General features: G+C 63.6%; 11 protein-coding genes and 2 pseudogenes. 5 read left to right on the forward strand and 8 right to left on the reverse strand.

What is annotated here, in order from left to right; genetic code table 11:
• Positions 1-150: 150 nt before the first annotated feature.
• Entirely contained in the window at positions 151-798 is a 648-nt protein-coding gene (gene fabR, locus Y887_RS07100) for an HTH-type transcriptional repressor FabR (RefSeq protein ID WP_005989260.1), read from the reverse strand.
• A 92-nt stretch (positions 799-890) separates the two neighbouring features.
• Between fabR and Y887_RS07105 the strand changes: the two genes are divergently transcribed.
• Positions 891-1,967, forward strand: a complete 1,077-nt coding sequence (locus tag Y887_RS07105; RefSeq protein ID WP_046963678.1) for a ferredoxin reductase — start codon at positions 891-893, stop codon at positions 1,965-1,967.
• Between the two features lie 9 nt (positions 1,968-1,976).
• Positions 1,977-3,098 (forward strand): fatty acid desaturase family protein, encoded by a 1,122-nt coding sequence (locus Y887_RS07110; RefSeq protein ID WP_046963679.1) that lies wholly within the window; start codon positions 1,977-1,979, stop codon positions 3,096-3,098.
• A 545-nt stretch (positions 3,099-3,643) separates the two neighbouring features.
• Here Y887_RS07110 and Y887_RS07115 read toward each other — a convergent pair.
• Positions 3,644-5,221 carry an EAL domain-containing protein gene (locus Y887_RS07115; RefSeq protein WP_046963680.1) on the reverse strand — a complete coding sequence of 526 codons (1,578 nt, stop codon included), beginning with the start codon at positions 5,219-5,221 and terminating at the stop codon, positions 3,644-3,646.
• Between the two features lie 381 nt (positions 5,222-5,602).
• Here Y887_RS07115 and Y887_RS20945 point away from each other — a divergent pair, with 381 nt between their 5' ends.
• Complete coding sequence (locus Y887_RS20945; RefSeq protein ID WP_005989247.1) at positions 5,603-5,779, forward strand: hypothetical protein; 177 nt, start codon at positions 5,603-5,605, stop codon at positions 5,777-5,779.
• A 440-nt stretch (positions 5,780-6,219) separates the two neighbouring features.
• On the opposite strand, the gene Y887_RS07120 is transcribed toward Y887_RS20945, so the two are convergent.
• The 4 genes and pseudogenes from Y887_RS07120 to Y887_RS07135 form a co-directional block, all read right to left on the reverse strand.
• Positions 6,220-6,729 carry a lipocalin family protein gene (locus Y887_RS07120; RefSeq protein ID WP_046963681.1) on the reverse strand — a complete coding sequence of 170 codons (510 nt, stop codon included), beginning with the start codon at positions 6,727-6,729 and terminating at the stop codon, positions 6,220-6,222.
• Positions 6,730-7,112: 383 nt separating this feature from the next.
• A pseudogene (locus Y887_RS07125) lies at positions 7,113-8,399 on the reverse strand (YifB family Mg chelatase-like AAA ATPase); the annotation flags it as partial.
• A 442-nt stretch (positions 8,400-8,841) separates the two neighbouring features.
• A pseudogene (locus Y887_RS07130) lies at positions 8,842-9,128 on the reverse strand (DDE-type integrase/transposase/recombinase); the annotation flags it as partial.
• Between the two features lie 200 nt (positions 9,129-9,328).
• Positions 9,329-9,958: a hypothetical protein gene (locus Y887_RS07135; protein WP_245879472.1), complete on the reverse strand. Its 630-nt coding sequence runs from the start codon at positions 9,956-9,958 to the stop codon at positions 9,329-9,331.
• 182 nt (positions 9,959-10,140) lie between these two features.
• Between Y887_RS07135 and Y887_RS07140 the strand changes: the two genes are divergently transcribed.
• Both Y887_RS07140 and Y887_RS07145 read left to right on the forward strand, forming a co-directional pair.
• The gene (locus Y887_RS07140) at positions 10,141-10,578 is read left to right on the forward strand and encodes a helix-turn-helix domain-containing protein (protein ID WP_425445640.1); all 438 of its coding nucleotides are present in this window, start codon (positions 10,141-10,143) and stop codon (positions 10,576-10,578) included.
• A 550-nt stretch (positions 10,579-11,128) separates the two neighbouring features.
• Positions 11,129-12,247, forward strand: a complete 1,119-nt coding sequence (locus Y887_RS07145) for a DNA methyltransferase (protein WP_211256985.1) — start codon at positions 11,129-11,131, stop codon at positions 12,245-12,247.
• Here the strand turns inward: Y887_RS07145 and Y887_RS18255 are convergent.
• Complete coding sequence (locus Y887_RS18255; protein WP_052764956.1) at positions 12,228-16,538, reverse strand: DEAD/DEAH box helicase; 4,311 nt, start codon at positions 16,536-16,538, stop codon at positions 12,228-12,230. The two genes, Y887_RS07145 and Y887_RS18255, sit on opposite strands and share 20 nt — an antisense overlap.
• Before the next feature lie 121 nt (positions 16,539-16,659).
• Positions 16,660-17,178 carry a DNA-binding protein gene (locus Y887_RS07160; RefSeq protein ID WP_146093435.1) on the reverse strand — a complete coding sequence of 173 codons (519 nt, stop codon included), beginning with the start codon at positions 17,176-17,178 and terminating at the stop codon, positions 16,660-16,662.
• Positions 17,179-17,218 lie beyond the last annotated feature (40 nt).

Below are 17,218 nucleotides of genomic sequence, written 5' to 3' on the forward strand. Positions count from 1 at the left end.
TACGTTTTGTTAGCCACTCTAAGCCCAAGGGGCTCAGCGCCAGGCGGACGCGCCTGGTTTGCGATGCGGCGTGCGCCACGGATCGCTGTGGTGATGCGCAGGCGGTCCGCAGCCGCCTGACCACTGCGCGCGCGGTGCTGTGAGCCGCGCTCAGCCGCCGTGGGTGCCCAGCGTACGCGCGCCGGTCAGGATCATGCGCAGCATCTGCGAGATCTGTTCGATCAGTTCCGGGTCCTTTTCCGGCGGCGAGTCCATCGCCACCGCTCCCATCGCAAAGACCAGACGGGTGATCGCCTTGGACACCAGCGCCGGTGCGTGCAACTTGGCGTTGTCGGCGGCGGCCAGGCGGATCAGGTCCACGCGCAGTTCGTCTTCGAAATAGGTCAGCTCGCGCTCCACCGCCTGCTTGAAGGCGTCCGAGCCCACCGCGCCCTCGCGCAGCAGCACGTGCAGCAGTTTGTCGTCGGCGCGCAGCTGCTCCATGAACGCTTCCACGGACACGCGGATCACGCTGCGGTCGGTGGAGGTGGCGCGCTGGCGGGCCTGCCCGATGATGGTGCGCAGCGAGCGGCCGGCCAGATCGATCAGCGCCACCGCGAGCTCATCCATGTCGCGGAACTGGCGGTAGAAGCTGTTTGGCGCAATGCCGGCTTCGCGTGCCACCTCCCTAAGGCTCAGCGTGGACAGGCTGCGGTGCGGGCCGATCAGCGACAGCGCCGCGGCAATCAGGTCCTCGCGTGAAATCGCCGGCTTGCGTGACGGCGGCGCGTCGTGGGAAGGCAGGGCGATGGAGGTCATGGGGCGGCAGCCGGGCGTGGGGATGAATCATAGCCCTTCTGGGAATATACAACTGTATACACGCGTGTGCATGCATGCGTATAGTGCGATCCATGAGCCTGGCATCCACTCCCAAGACCAAAGCCCCGTTGCCCGCACGGCTGGCGCGCCGGTTGGTGTCGCCACAGCTGTTCGATTTCTGGGCAACCCGGATCAATCCGCTGTGGACGCTGGATCGGCCGATGGCCCGTCTGGTCGAACGCAGCGCCGCCAGCCGCGATGCGGTGACCTTGGTGTTTCAGGCCAATGGCCACTGGCAGGGCCTGCAAGCCGGCCAGCACGTCAGCCTGGGCGTGGAGATCGACGGTCGTCGCCTGCTGCGCAGCTACAGCCCCACCGTGCTGGCCGATGGCCGCCTGGCGATCACCGTCAAGGCGATCGAGGGCGGGCAGGTGAGCCGTTATCTGGCGCACGATGCGGCATTGGGCACGGTGGTGTCGCTGGACCCTGCCTTCGGCGACATGCTGCTGCCGGCCACGTCGACCCCGCTGTTGCTGCTGGCCGCAGGCTCGGGCATCACCCCGATGCGTGCGCTGCTGCGTGCGGCCGCGCACGCCGGCATGCCGGCGGAGGTGGACCTGCTGTACTGGGTGCGTCAGCGCGATGAAGCCTGCTTCCTGGACGAATTCGAGGCGATGGCCGCTGCGCATCCGCGTCTGCGCGTGCAGTTGCTGACCACCCGCGAGGGTGCGACGCCGGCAGCGCGGGTGGACAGCTATCGGCTGGAGCAGATCGCCGATCTGTCCGCGCGCCATGTCATGGCCTGCGGCCCCGGCGGATTCGTGCAGGCGGCGCGCGCGCGGCTGGAAGGCCAGGTGGCGGCGTTTCAGGCCGAAGCCTTCAGCGTGCCGACGCTTGAAGAAAACGAGGCGGGGCTGGTGCAGGTCCAGCTGTCACGCAGCGGCCGTACGCTCACCCTGCCGCGCGGTCAGTCGCTGCTGGAAGGGTTGGAAGCGCAAGGCCTGCGCCCGAAGCATGGCTGCCGCATGGGCATCTGCAACAGCTGCGCCTGCGCGCGCCAGTCCGGCACCACGCGCCACCTGCTGACCGGTGAGCGCAGCAACGAACCCACCGCACAGGTCCGCCTGTGCATCAGTGCCCCGAGCACTGACCTGATCCTGGATCTGTAAGGAATCTTCATGAGCCGAGTCCATAACCGTGCCCTGTCCGCCGCCGAACTGCAGTCCTTCGGCGACGAACTCGATGCCATCCGCGCCCGCGTGCAGCGCCAGGTCGGCGCCGCCGATGCGCGTTACATCCGCCGCATCGTGGCCGCGGTGCGCTGGACCGGCGTGGCCGGCCGCGGCCTGCTGTTTGTGGGTGCGTTCGTGCACAGCGTGCTGATTCCGGCCTGGATTGCCGGCGTGGTGCTGCTGACGCTGTCCAAGATCCTGGAGAACATGGAGCTGGGCCACAACGTCATGCACGGCCAGTACGACTGGATGGGCGACCCGCAGCTCAACGGCAATACCTACGAGTGGGACATCGTTGCGACCGGCGACAACTGGCGCAAGACGCACAACTTCAAGCACCACACCTATACCAACGTACGCGGCATGGATGACGACATTGGCTACGGCCTGCTGCGCATCTTCCCAGAGCAACGCTGGCGCCCGTTTTACCTGCTGCAGCCGTTCATCGCCGTGGTGTTTGCGCTGTTGTTCGAGTGGGGCGTGGCCATCCAGGATCTGCGCCTGGGCCGGTGGTTCGCGGGCAAGATGAAAGCCGCCGAATTGCGCGCCTCGTTCCTGCCGGTGGGCCGCAAGATCGGCCGCCAGATGCTCAAGGACTACATCGTGTTCCCGCTGCTGGCCGGCCCGTTCTTTCTCACCGTGTTGCTGGGCAACCTTGCCGCCAACGTGCTGCGCAGCATCTGGACCTTCGTGATCATCTTCTGCGGCCACTTCACCGCCGATGCGGAAGTGTTCCCGAAGGAATCGATCCGCAACGAATCGCGCGGTCACTGGTATCTGCGTCAGTTGCGCGGCTCGTCGAATCTGACCGGCGGCAAGCTGATGAACGTGCTGTCGGGCAATCTGAGCCACCAGATCGAGCACCACTTCTACCCGGACCTGCCGGCCAATCGCTACGCGCAGATCGCGGTCGAGGTGAAGCAGGTCTGCGCACGCTACGGCCAGCACTACAACACCGGCTCGCTGCCGCGCCAGTTCGGCCAGGTGATGTGGCGGATCGTGCGGCATGCCTTCCCGAGCCGGCCCAAGCCGGTGCGCCAACGCAACGCTGCACTGCAGGGCGCTTGAGCGATACGGAAAAGGCCGCCATTGGCGGCCTTTTCATGGGGTCGGGTCTCATCAACGTGATGCAAAGCGATGCAGCCCGACGGGGTGGGCGAGCGTAGCGATGCGGCTATGTGTCTGCATGCCAATGCAGCAGCGTGGTCGGCGTCGGCGCTAGACACCGATCCGACGCACCGGTGAGCTGGGGCTGAGCGACAACAGGGCTGCAATCGCCGCTTCGACAACAGGCCAGGTTGTGGGTGAGCGATGCGGCCACGTATCTGCAGGCAACACGCGCACTTCATTGGCGTAGGCGAGCGATAGGCGCCGATCGGTGTCCTGACGGGGTGGGCCCGGGGGCAACGCGGTGGTTGCGCGCCTCACGTCCAGGCCACGCCATGGTGTGACTGCTTGCCGGAGTTGCAGGATGTCAGGCCGATGATGGCGGCAAGCCTGGGCATCCCGATCGTGCCAGGCGCGGCCACGGATCACGACCGCGCAGTTTCGACCCTGCGCGTGGTCTTCGAGCCATCCAGACGGCTTGCCGGATGCCTTGAAGGAGCGGTTGCCTACTTGAAACCGTGCGCCGCAACAGTGCGCGCCTGCGCGTGATACGCGATGAAGCCGATTGCCGGCAGCGCGCGCGAGAACAGCCAGCCCTGCGCAAGGTCTACGCCGTGGGCGCGCAGGTAGTCCAGTTGCTCCTGGCGCTCCACGCCTTCGGCGATGGTGCGCAGCTGCAGGGTCTTGGCCATTTCGATGATGTGCGCGGTCACCGAACTGGTGGCCGAGTGGGTGCCGATGGTGTCCACGAACGACTTGTCGATCTTCAACGCATCCAGCGGCAGGCCTTGCAGGTATTGCAGGCTCGAATAGCCGGTGCCGAAGTCGTCGATCGACACGGTGTGGCCGGCGCCGCGCAGATGGGTGATGGTGGTGCGCGCCGCGTCGATGTCCATCAGGCTGCGCTCGGTCGCCTCCACCCACAGCTGCCCGCTGTCCACCCCGGTGCCTTGCAGGGCCTGGGCCAGCACCGACTGCACACGGCCGCTCTTGATGTCGTCGGCCGAGACGTTGATGGCCACGTGCAGCGTGGGATCGGCAGCCAGGGTGGGGCCAAGGTCGCGGATCACTTCGGCCACCACCAGATCGGTGATCGGCAGGATCAGGCCGCTTTCTTCTGCCAGCGGAATGAAGGCATCCGGCGGCACCAGCACGCCGTCTTGCTGTTGCCAGCGCACCAATGCCTCGGCGCCGACACAGCGGCCGTCGTCGAGCGCAATGATGGGCTGGTAGTGCACGATGAATTCGCCGCGCTGCACCGCAATCTCCAGCCGGGCCAGCGGCGACAGGCGGCGCCGAGACACCCACAGCACCACGCCGACCAGCAGCACTGCCAGCACGATGCCACCAGGTACCACTTGCAGCCGCGCGGCCGCCAGCGGCCCGCGCAGGTACGCCATCGGCTCGGTGACCACCGCGACCCAGTCGCCACGCCGGTCGCGGCCGGACAGCACCTGCGGCTGCGCGGCGGCGGTGCGGGTGTCGGTGTCCTCGAGCGGCGTCACCAGCAGTTGCTCGGCCGCCGTGCCGGTGCTGCTGAGTACCTGCCCCTCGGGCGTGCCGATCGCCAGCTGCAGGCCCGGCGGAATATTGATGTCGGCCAGCGTATCGGGATTGATCAGGACGTTGTAGTCGCCAAGCTGCAGCGCCATCAAGGGGTGCTGCGGATTGGCCAGCGGCAGCAGCCGGGTGGTCACGGCGATGCCGCGCTTGACCATGAAGTCCGCTCGGGTCTGCGGAATGCTGTTGGGCAGCAGCCCCCACGACGTGCAGTGCAGGCGGCGTTGCTCGAAATGCCCCATCTCGACGATGTAGTGACTGGTCAGCACCAGCGCGCGCATCTGCGCCAGATGCGTGGGCGAGCAGGGTGGCAGCCGTGAGGCGGCCATGCTCAGCAAGGCGCCATGTGCCTCGTCGAAGGCGGTTTCGGTACGCCGGATCGACAGCGCCGCCAGTTGGCTGAGCCTGCTTTCCTCGCGCGATAGCGCCAGCCGCCAAGCCAAGTAGTAGGACAGGCCGATCGGGAGCGTTGCGCAGAGCAGCACCAGCAGCACGGTCAGACTGATGATGCGTTGACGCTTCACGTCACCACCCGCATCGGCATGGGGGCCAGCTCATGCGCGCGGCCTGCTGTGCGGTCTGCGCGCCACGGTGTGCGCGTCCGCCACGGCTACGCCGCCACACGCAGCAGCCCGCCGTGCCGGCGTGATGTGGACCACAGATATGGACTGATGAGGCTGCACGTCGCGAATGTACGACACACGCGTGCATTGCGCGCGTCTGGCGAGCGAAGTGGATGTGATTTTCTGCCGGAGGCCGCCCCCTGCACTGCAGCAATTGACGCGGCCGATGGATTCACGCGCCTGCACGCAGTCGCGCGCTAGGGTCGTTGCGTCTGCGCTCGCCACGGCGGGCTGCGGGGCCATCCGGTCCCCGGCAAGGCGCTCTCACTGGAGGAATCACCCATGACAACGCAGAAAGAACGCGTCGGCGGCACCGATGCGGTACCGATCTTCAAGATGCACGAAACCACGCGCGACGGCGAGCTGGTCAAGTACGTGGTCGGCGATACCGGCGTGGCCTTCGACAGCCTGGAAGGCGCACAGGCCGCCGCCAAGGATCTGGGCACGCTCAACGGCTGAGTCGCAGGATTGATTGCCGCCAGGGGGGCATCCCGCAGCTGATGGCGACGCTCGATGCAGTCGACAGCCGGGGGCATCGCAGCAATCGCGGGCCGAGACGGCCGGAGCAACCAAGCGGGCGCATCATGTGTGCTGCGGCCTGCGTGCTCCGGGCGTTGTTGTGTGAGGGTGGCGGAGTCAGGATCGGTTCGACGCGGCGGGGTCGATCGCGCCGTGACGTCCTTCGTTCTGCTGCGGAGGTGAGCCGCAACCGGACGGCTAGGTCACGGCACGGCCGTGCCCGACTCGTCTCAACGCGCGGGTCCATGTGGTGCACGCGACGCACTGCCAGGCATCGCGCAGCGGTGTGTATGGAATCGAGGCCGAGGTGGACCTTGCGGCGCGCGTGCGCTTGCGCCGTCGGTCTCACCTGGCGCAGTTGCGGCGGTCGCCACGCCTGCTCAGGGTAGCGGTTGTTCGGTGAGCCGGCCGGTGTGCGGGGTGTGGATCAGCGGCGCCAGATCGAACCCCTGTTCGCGCGCCTGCGCCAGATAGGCCTGGGCAATGTTTTCGTCCAGCTGCGGCAGGCGCGCCAGCAGCCACAGATACTTGCGATCGGGGCTACCGACCAACGCGGCGGTGTATTCCGCGTCGATCCGCATCACCCAATAGTCGCCCTTGGTGAAGGGAATCCAGCGCAGGCCCTCGGGCAGGAAGGTCACTTCGAGCCGGGCGTTGGTCGCGTCGATGGCGCGCGCCTGACCGACCGCCTCCTCCAGCTCGCCGGCTGCGGTCAGGCAGCGGTTCTGCACGCGCACGGTGCCGTCGTCCTCCAGCGAATAATGCGCCGACACATCGGTGCAGTCGGCGTCCTCGAAGCGGATCGGCAACCTGGCGATCTCGTACCAGGTGCCGAGATAGCGGTTCAGGTCCAGCGATGCAACGGTGATCAACTCGGGAAGTCGGCTCATGACGGCCTCTGCGCAAAGGGATGGCAGACGTTGTACGTGCAGGGCCATGAAGTGGATGTTGGCAAGCGCAGACCGGCTACCAGCTGTGCGCCATCGCGTGCGCTGTCACTGCCGGCGCGCGTTTTGTCGTCGACGCGGTATGCGAGCGATTGGTTGCTGGTATGGCGACACCCTGGCCTGCCAGCGGTGCATGGCATCGAAGACACCGCGCCGCGCGCGATCGACCGTGTCGGCGCAGCCAGCCAAGAGCGGCCCGCAACACCCCGGCGCCCCAGCATGCGGGCGCTGCCGGCACTCGGTGCGGCAGGGCCACTTGGACACGCCGCTTCCAAGTGCGCAGCCCATCTCCAGCTGAGGACTGCTCGCGAGGGTGTGTCGCCTGGCTACGCCGCGCTTGCGGCGGTCAGTGCGCGATCCAGCTTGCGATAGCCGATTGCTTCGGTCAGATGGCGCGTGGCGATCGCGGCGCTATCGTCCAGATCGGCAATGGTGCGCGCCACGCGCAGGATGCGATGCATCGAGCGTGCGGACAGCTGCAGATGCTCGATCGCGCGCTCCAGCAGCAGTTGGTCGTCGTCGTGCAGCCGACAATGGCGATCGGTGTCGGGTTGGTCGAGCTGCGCATTGGGCAGCGGCCCACGGGCGAGCTGGCGCTGCCGCGCGGCGACCACCCGTGTACGCACACTGGCGCTGTCCTCGCCCAGGTTGCCGTTACGTAATGCTTGCGGCGGCAGACGCGGCACGTCGACATGCAGGTCGATGCGGTCCAGCAGCGGACCGGAGATGCGGCTGCGATACCGGCGGATGCTGTCGCTGCTGCAGCGGCAACGCCCGCTGCCATCGCCGGCCCATCCGCAGGGACACGGGTTCATGGCCGCCACCAACTGAAACCGTGCCGGGAAATCCACGCTGCGCGCCGCGCGTGAGATCGTGACCAGACCCGATTCCAACGGCTCGCGCAGCACTTCCAGCGTTTGTCGCTGCCATTCCGGCAGTTCATCCAGAAACAGCACGCCGTTGTGGGCCAGCGAGATCTCGCCAGGGCGCGGGTGCGTGCCGCCGCCGACCAGGGCGACGGCGCTGGCGGTGTGATGCGGGGCGCGGTAGGGACGCTGCCGCCAGCGGGCAAGATCCAGTCCGCGGCCGCTGACGGAGGTAATTGCGGCGGTCTCCAGGGCTTCGGCTTCGCTGGCTTCCGGCAGCAGGCTGGGCAGGCGCGAGGCGAGCAGGGTCTTGCCGCATCCGGGGCTGCCGACCAGCAACAGGTGATGACCGCCGGCTGCGGCGATCTCCAGTGCGCGGCGCGCATGTGGCTGGCCACGCACGTCGGCCATGTCGGGCAGTGCAGGTGCGCCCACGGCGGCAACCGCCAGCTCGGCGGCAGGCGCCTGCTGGGTGCCGTTGAGCGCGGCGCAGACTTCCAGCAGGGTGCGCGCAGTGAAGGCCTGGACGTGCCCGGCAATGGCGGCCTCGGCGCCATTGGCCAGCGGCACGATGAGGCGCCGTCCAGCCTGCGCGGCAGCCAGGGCTGCCGGCAACACGCCATCGACGCCACGCAGCTCGCCGGTCAGCGCGAGCTCGCCGATGCATTCGTAATCGGCCAGCGCCTGCCGGTCGATCTGGCCACTGGCAGCCAGGATGCCGAGTGCGATCGGCAGATCGAAGCGGCCATCTACCCATAACATAATTAGCCATGGACACGCGAACAAACGCTATAAACCGCGTCCTGGCCCAGTTTTGCGTGTCCATAGACGCTGAGATGAAGCCATGGACATCTCTACAACACCACTCCTATTTAACTAACCGAAGACTTCAGGTGTCAACCTTGTAGATCACGACATGAACGAGTTCAGGTTAGTAGGGCTAATTAGGAAGTGATTGAGGCCGCCCCCTCCTGAGTAGCGGCGGAGTTCACAGTCTTGCGTCACGTCTGGCTGAGCTACATCGGCGTTTGGTCGGTGTGTCACTGAGTTTGTACAGCCGTGAACCCCTTCACTGAATCCGTTAGTCATCGGTCCGTGCAGATAGCCCTCAAGCCAGCTAGGTTAAGGCTGCTACAGGAATCCGACTACTGACGGAATAAGGGCTGGAGGGCATCCTGCTTTGGGTGGTGAAGCCGTTCTGCATCGGACGTCCCGGCTCGATGAAGTCCAAAGCGATGCCCTTGAGCTCAGCCCGCTCGGCCAAGGCCAGTGCAACAAATTCCGGGCCATTGTCCAAACGCAGTTTGTGCGGATAGCCGCGCCAGGCTGCGATGCGTTCCAACGTGCGGATGACGCGGGCGGCCGGAAGATTCAGGCCACTTCGATGGCCAAGGCTTCCCGACTGAGATCGTCGATGATATTGAACGTGCGGAACCGTTGACCGTCCCACAGCGCATCGGACATTGAGTCGATTGATCATCCAGCATTTGGTCGCTTTGCGCATGGCTAGCAGGATCAGGCGCGTCAGCGGCAGTACGGTACAGCACGAGCAAGGACCCTGGATGACGATAGGGAAATCGTGACTAAATGACCGGTCTTCCAGCTCAAAGATCCACGTAGGAGAATACTGCTACAAGAGCATCGCCTTATGTTGAGCGAGCGAAGAGCGGTAGGTGCTAGATCAGCTCGAGGGCTGGGGGCGACATCCAGTATCGATCGCCCAGTCGCGTGGCGACGGTTGAGAACACCGACGTAAGCGCACAGTCCGGGAGCGAATGGGACGGAGAAAAGCAAAGCTTTCCTTCTAAGCTGCCCTGAGTGAGCCTGAGCCGACGCGGCAGCTCGCTGCTTAGCGTGAGCTTCAACATCTCGACGTTGCCAGGGTGTTGCAAAGATCTCGATGCCATGCTGCGAACCGCTGCCCAGCACGCATAACGCCAGTGGCCCAGGCTGTATCGCGAGTCGTAAGGCATAAGTAGCCGGGCCAGCTCCAGAAGGAAAAATTCTGGAAACTGGTGAATGCGCAATTGATGCTGAAGATAGCCTGTCACGTCCTGCGGAACCAGTTCCTGCCAGACCCTTAGCCACATCTCGGCATAAGGGGGCCCTTGAGCATCATTTTGAAGATAGAGCTTCAATCGCATTTCCAGTTCTTCGAAGGGAACGTATGGCCAAGTGTAGGACCAGGCAATCTTGTCTCCGTCTATCGTATGACTATCCGGGCCGGCCTCCGGCTCGACTCGGATGACCCCCAGCGCATCCAGCACCGAGAGAAGAATGTGAGTGCCCTCCAGTGTGGGCGCCACGCGTGTTCTCGCGTGGCGAGCTTGTACCAAAGCCAGAAGATATAGGGCGCCACGACCGCCTAGATGACGGACGTCGCTAATAGTTGGGGCGTCAGGACGCACTAGATCCCGAGACTGCGTTTTTGAGTTGTTCATCGGTTCGACGAAGGACCAGGAGCAGTCGATCCAGGGCCGCGGGCTGCATGCTGGTCGTTGCCATGGCATCTAAGAATATCTTAGTATCCAAGCGCCGGTCACTTCCGCCATCCTTAACTCTCCTTGAGGGGGCGAAAGTGAACAGGCGGACGGCAGAACATCCGGTTTTTGCGCTGCGGCTAGCACAGGCGCGCGAACGAGCCGGGCTATCTCAGAAGCAGCTCGGCATCCTTGCCGGCTTGGATCCCGCCGTGGCCTCTCCACGTATCAACCAGTACGAACGCGGCAAGCACGAACCCCAGATCAAGACAGCCAAACAGTTGGCTGAGGTGCTTGGCATACCCGCGGCGTTTCTCTACACAGAAGACGAGTTGTTGGCCCAACTGCTTCTGCAGTGGAACGACCTATCCGTTCGCCAGAAGAAAGACCTGCTCAAAAGCATTGAGAAAACTCCGGCGAAGCGGGAGCCGCGCAAAGGGCGATGACACGGGATTCCACACGTCCGGTGAAGCCTGGTCCTGCACCAGATTACGGGCACCGACGATAAGTGCAAGGCGGCACATCACGTAGTCGAATTAGTTGCCAAGGTAGCCTGTCAGTCATCGGATTTCGATTGCATGCCCATCTGATACGTTCAAATCCACGCAAAGCTATAGTGAGCGGCGGGTCTTGCGCCCAGGTGTTGGATCCAGCCACCTGGCACACGTGTGGGACTTTGGGCCCACCTCGGACTGCGCAGCAGAACCCTCAAACGCACATGTGTCCATGTCATGAGCTTTGCCGGACTACATCATGGGCCTATCTGGGTTCGTGGCCCCCCGGGCCGCGCCTTCACGACAAGTCGCCCGACAACCCGCCGAAGAGCAAGGAGGCGTGACAATGGAGGATGACGAGGGCAATTTGCCCCCCCCCTTGCAAGATTTTCCGCTTGCAGACCTCGGAGCGGCCGCTTTTCTGCATTGACCGGCGCAGGATGAAGGCTGGCTGGCATGCATAACGCGACAGAGGGCGTGTCAGTCGGGTTTAATACACCTAATGACTCAGCATCTGACATCCGAACCTCGGCACGCGCTGAATGCGGTGTGCCCGTACTTCACGATGTTCCCGCTGGAATTCCCGCTACGCGTGCTCGGCAATGCGCCGCAGCGCCGGGCCGTGGTTTTGGATCCTTTCTGCGGGCGGGGTACGTCCAACTACGCGGCACGTACACTCAAATTGGCCTCCTACGGTATCGACACCTCGCCGATCGCAGTAGCCATCGCCCAAGCCAAGTTGGCTGTAGCAGAGCGCGAAGATGTGCTGGACCTCCTCAACGAGGTCTTGGCGCACGCCAAGCCTTCTGAAGTGCCGCGCGGAGATTTTTGGAGCCTGGCATTTCACCCGCAAACGCTTTACCAGCTGTGCCAACTACGCGAGGGTTTGGCAGCGCGACGCTCCAGCGCTGCGGTGCTCTTGCGCGGTGTCGTGCTCGGCTGCCTGCACGGCCCTCAGTCAAAGGCTTTGGATGCCGCCGGCTATTTCTCAAATCAGATGCCGCGCACGTTTGCAAGCAAACCTGACTATTCGGTGCGCTACTGGCGTAAGCACGGGCTACAACCACGCCCTATTGACGTTATCAACCCTATAACACGTAAGCTAAATCGCGTGCTCGCCGAGCCGGTACCAGTGCCGCAAGTGATGGGATCCATTCGACGTGGTAATAGCACGCAAGCTAGCGCATATGAGCACGTTCCCGACAACGTTTCGCATGTGATTACCTCGCCCCCTTACTACGGCTTGGTAACGTACGTAGAAGACCAGTGGCTGCGCAACTGGTTTCTCGGCGGCCCCGAGCGAATCGAGTACGGCAACCGCGTGCAGCTCTCGCATCGCTCACCCGACGACTTCGCTACGACGTTGGCCAAGGTATGGGACCATTGCGGCGACCACCTACGGAGCGATGGCTTGATGGCCGTGCGCTTCGGTTCGATCCGCTCACGTGATCGGGAGCCCAAGGCAATCTTGCTCCGCTCGCTATCCTTGTCGCGGCACCACTGGCGTGTTACCAGCGTGCGCAATGTCGGTACGTCGGCACACGGCAAGCGGCAAGCAGACACCATGCGCGCCCAAAGCGAACCACCTCCAGAGTTCGACTTCAGGATCCGCCCTGCTTAGGCGGGTTATTGCGCCAACGCAGCGTCACCGCTCGATTTTTCAGCACGATTGTCTGCTGCTCACGGCAGTACTGGTGCACGAAGCCCTTCACCGCACGTGCCGTACGGACGATGTCAGTATCGTCTGGCAGGTGATAGGACAGGTCGTCGGAGACGAACACAATCACCTTGCCACGAGCGCGCGAGATCGCCACGTTGGTGCGATTGAGGCCGAGCAGAAATTCCTCCTCCAGCTCGATTACGTCCGGATCGCCGACGCCGAAGGAAACCAGGATGATGTCGCGTTCGCCGCCCTGGAAGCGCTCGACCGTGTCGACCGCTGCTTCGATCAGCGCAGCGTCGTCGTCGGGGAACAGGCTACGAAGTTTACGAATGATTGCCGACCGCTGGGCCCGATGCGGAGTCACGATGCCGACGGTTTGCGTCCAGAAGCGTTCCGAATCCGCGAGTGCTGTCGGCGTTTCACCGCGGCCGGCGAGGCCATTGAGTACGCGGCGCCTTGCGAGGGCGACGGTGGCAGCGACGAGCATGGCCTCAAACTCGTTGGCTTGGCCGGACTTACCGTCAGGGTAGGTCACCGCCATTGTCGCGCGCTCGGGCGCGAGTAAGGCAGTGAAGAGGTTGCTCCAGGGCAGGTCTGCGGGCCAGTCGGCCGGCACATCGTCTGTGCCGATAAGCATCAGCGCCGTGTCGGGATACGCACTTTCCAGTTCCTCCGGATAGCCCAACTCGCGAGCGAACGCGACCAGCGCCTCGGAGGAACGGTAGTTAGTCAGCAACGGCTTCTCCACCAAGTCAGGGAAGCGGCTGTGGTAGTAGTCGAGAACGCTGCCAACAATGTATTCGACCCCATGCGGCGGCTCCACCGGTGTGATCGGCGGCATCTGCAGCCGGTCGCCAAGTAGCACCATGCGACCGGTCGGCGCCAAGTGCACTAGGGCGCCACACGCATACGCCATGTCGACTTGGCTGGCTTCGTCGATGAGCACCAAATCGAACATACCCAAGTGAGGCGTCGCACTTTTCTTGGTCTGATACTTGTCTGGCAGGCCGCTCAGCGCGAACAGCTGGTGAACGATGGCAAAAACTACCGTTGGCAAGCTCTTATCGGCCAGCGCCTGATGCAGTGGTTGCAGGTCTTTGGGTCCGAAGTTAGCGTAGTTGATCGCCTCTTCCTGTGGGCCGGGCGCGGTCGGCCTGTTGACCCAGCGCACGCGGCAGGCGTTCGGGCCCTGCGCGGCCAGCAGCGGCAGCAAGTCCTGGTAGATAGTTTCCACCGCCTGGTAGTTGGGCCCGGTGATAAGCATATTGCTGTGACCTAGGTCATCGTTGACTAGCCACACCTCGGCGGCAGCGATCGCGGCACCGGTCTTAGTCTTACCGGTCCCCGGTGGGCCCCACAGCTGTGAGAAACACACGCTCTGCGAGTGGATCAGCGCTTCGCGCTGGCTCGAGTTAATGGCTCGTCCCTGGCTTTCGATCCACGAAAGTGCCTTGGCGATCTGCTCGACCGAGTGCGGTGAGGGCTCGACCGCCAGCGTTGGCGTGTCCCACAGCATCTGCGCGCCACGCCGCGGTAGGTCTTTGCCCGGCTTGGGTGCCCCCGCCGGCTGCTTGGCAAGCGCAGCCAACGCCTGATTGTACGGCTGTGCAATCGCGGGGTTGGCTAAGGCGCGGATGAACTGCTCCTTGCGGTGCGCAGCGAACATTGCCGACAGGCTAGGCACAAGCGAGACACCCTGGCTCAGATCCAGCCCATCCTCCTCTAGCGCTTCGACCAGCGGCTGCAGGTGGTCGGCGGATTTTTCGCTCGTCGGTGCTACGGCTACCAGCCCGGCGACGCGATCAAAGGCGACGATCTTTGCGAGCAACACTTCTGCGATGGTCGAGAACACGCCCCGGCCGAGGTCGGGGCGATGACCGAGGCGGCGGCTGAGGCGCACGTTCAATAGACCTGGCTTGGCGTCAATGAAGAATGTCACCCATTCCCCGACCTTCAGCCGGCTGTTGTGCGAGGTCGACGTGACGCTATAGATCCGCAAATACGGCTGCGAGTCGAGCGCAAGTGCCGTGCGCGCGTCCTCGAACGCCACACCGGTGAGCTGCGTCCTTAGGCGCATGCTTGTGAACTCCGATTCGAGCTCGTCCGGGTCGCGCCCATACATCACCTTGGTAGAGGTGCGCTCTAGTTCATCTTCCAACTGCGCATGCAGGATCAGCAGTTGGCCGTCCATGCTCACGCCGCGGTATTCAGGTAGGTTCATTAACGCCAGCGGCGGCGGCGTCGCGGTCAGTGCGCCCTTGTAGGTCTTTTGCATATACGCGGTCAGGCGCATTAGTGTCATGACCATCGTTCGCAGGGTCTGGTTGTACTCGCGGATCTGGTCCTGGCGGTTCTGATGGCCACCTTTGTCCCAAATTTCGTAAATGCGCTCCTTAGGGATCGCATCGCTGAGCGGCTCGTGCAGGTAGTCCGAGACCTTCGGCGGATCCGGCAGCACAGCACCCGCCACCGACAGCAGCGTGAGCGCATGTGGTATCGGCAGGATCTCTAGGCGCCGAATCGCATCCTTGACGAAGGCGATCGCCGGCGTCGCCGCGTAGTCGGGGTGCGGTAAGACATCGCTGGGCGGGAACATCCACACCAGTCCCTTTAGCTTTGGCTCAAGCAGGAGACGATGAAGGTGCCGCCCGACGACCATGCGGAAGTGCTCGTACTGTCGAGCGTCCCAAAAGTACACGGCCAAGGTAGCCTTTTTGAGGTCTTCGTGGCGCTCGTCCGCGCGTGCAACCTCGATCAGATCATGCAGGTAATACACCACCCGCACCAAGCCGTCATACTCGCAGTCCAGATCGCGTCGCTCGACCGTCCACGCATCGGGTCGCCGCTTCGGGTCCTCGGTCGGCGGCAGCGGCGCGGCGTTGGGGTTGTACTCGCGGTGGGGTAAAAAGTTGCCGTAGATCGCGAAACCAGTCGTGAAACCAGTCGAGGCGTCAAAGTTAACCACGATGTACGCGCTTAGGTTCGAGAACCGCGGCAAGGTCGCACACTGGCGGCCGGTGGTTCCGCTGGTACCGTCGACTAAGTGCAGAGCACGCTTGGGCAGCAGGCGACGTTCCGCCGCAAGGCGGTTGTGATCCTGGAAAACCAGCGCATCCGGGACCTGTCTAGACAATGCCGACACTGTGCCGACTTGTCCGTCGCGCAACGTACGAGCCATGCCACGGGACATGTCAGGGATCCGCGATAGGTGATCGATTTGCCCGGTCTTGGCGGAACAGTGCTCGGGATGCACTGGCTTCTTCAGTCCGGTCTTCTTATCCGTCGGCGCCCAGCCGGGGTAAGCATAAAAGTCGCACATGTTGCAGTAGGTACCGACGTGCGGTTCCAGCGCCGTCCAGTTGGTCACCGTCGCCACTGCGACTAGGTCTTCGCGGAAGATCTTGCGCATGCTGATGACATACTGGTCGAACTCTACGAACTCCACACGCTGCATTAGCGTTGCGATGCGTTCGTTCGATGGGATGTCCTTCAGACTCACCAGCGCAGGGGCGTCCGGGGGGTCGAGGGTCCAAAGCCCTGGCTGGTCAATTACGACATAGCGGTCGTCGAGTCCTTCGCGTACCAGCCATAGCGAAAGCAGCACCGCGTACAGCGTGACCTCGACGGCGTAAGAGGCGTTGATGCTCTCGGCGTGCTTGATGTCGATGGGCAGCAGCCACACTCGCATGTCATCGAGAGCGATATCGGCCGTTTCGCCATTGGGCAACACGCGCCGCTTCCGGCGGGCCGCCGGAAGCGGCGTATGGGCAGCGAGAGCTAAGATCAGGTCTGGTCGCAGATCCGCTAGCCGCGGGAGCTGCGCGGCAATGTTCGGTGTGATGTCTAGTTGCTCGTAGAGATGCGGCGATAAAGCCGATGACTCGAACTGGGCTTCGACGAAGACATGGGGAACTGTGACCTGACCCTTTAGTGCAGAGAGCAGCGCGGTCTGCGTCTTGGTAGCGGCTTTACCCGTTGGCTTAAAGTTAGAGGCGCAATCCCCAAATGCCTGTGTGATCTCTGCGTAGCGTGCCTGCTCGAGTTCCTGGCCTGTGCGCTTCATCGTATGCAGGCCTGGTCGCCACTTCGCCGGCGGCGGCATATTCTGTGCTACGTAGTCAGCGTGAGTGTAGTGCGGCGCGAAGATCGATAGGTAGAGCTGCCGCCGGCAACTCGTGCGCAAGAACTGGGATAACACCCCCTTGGAGACACGGGGTGACGGAGCGGAGAGATCGGTGGCGGTATTCATTGGCGTGGACTCGAAGCAAGTAAGGAGTACGACGTCAGGGCCGACTGCGGCGGAGGTGAGCCGTTAACATGGCGGCGAACTTCTCCTTCATTAATTGCGATGAACCGGGGGGCGTGAAAACTTAACACGGCGCTAGATACCGATACTCCTTACCACCCGACGCTGAGGCATCTTCCCGTCGGAGTAAGTAACCGGCCTCGGCAAGCTGGCGCAGCTTATTGCTGACATTGTTGGCCGAGCCCATCTCGTAGGGCGTACGTATCAGCTCGGCCGTGGTCACCTCACCTCGGCTCATCGCAGCCTCGAATACTGGCTTGAGTCCCGGGGAGGGTTCCGGTCCTAGTACCCGCCATTCGCTTCCATTCCTTGTCACCAGAGGCATCTGCCGCTTGCGTGCAGCAGCATCGATGTTGTCCTCGTTGTCCGGGTCCAGCGGACCGCGCAGCGCGAAGGACTTCTCGCCGCAGAAGCGCTTAGCGAGCGCTACGAAGCTCTCGCGAGGGAAAGACGAATCCAGGCGGTGCACGCCGGCTAGGTCCAGGCCGAAACGGCACACGCCCGGGTGGGCCTCAACCGCCCCTAGCAGCCTAAGAAAGACTGCCCGCCCATCTTCGCGGCCCCAGCCGTCGTCTTGGTCCATGAAGTTTCGTAAGGTGAGAGTAATCTCATTCATGGCCTTA

It is taken from the genome of Xanthomonas pisi DSM 18956, from assembly GCF_001010415.1.
Lineage (GTDB): Bacteria > Pseudomonadota > Gammaproteobacteria > Xanthomonadales > Xanthomonadaceae > Xanthomonas > Xanthomonas pisi.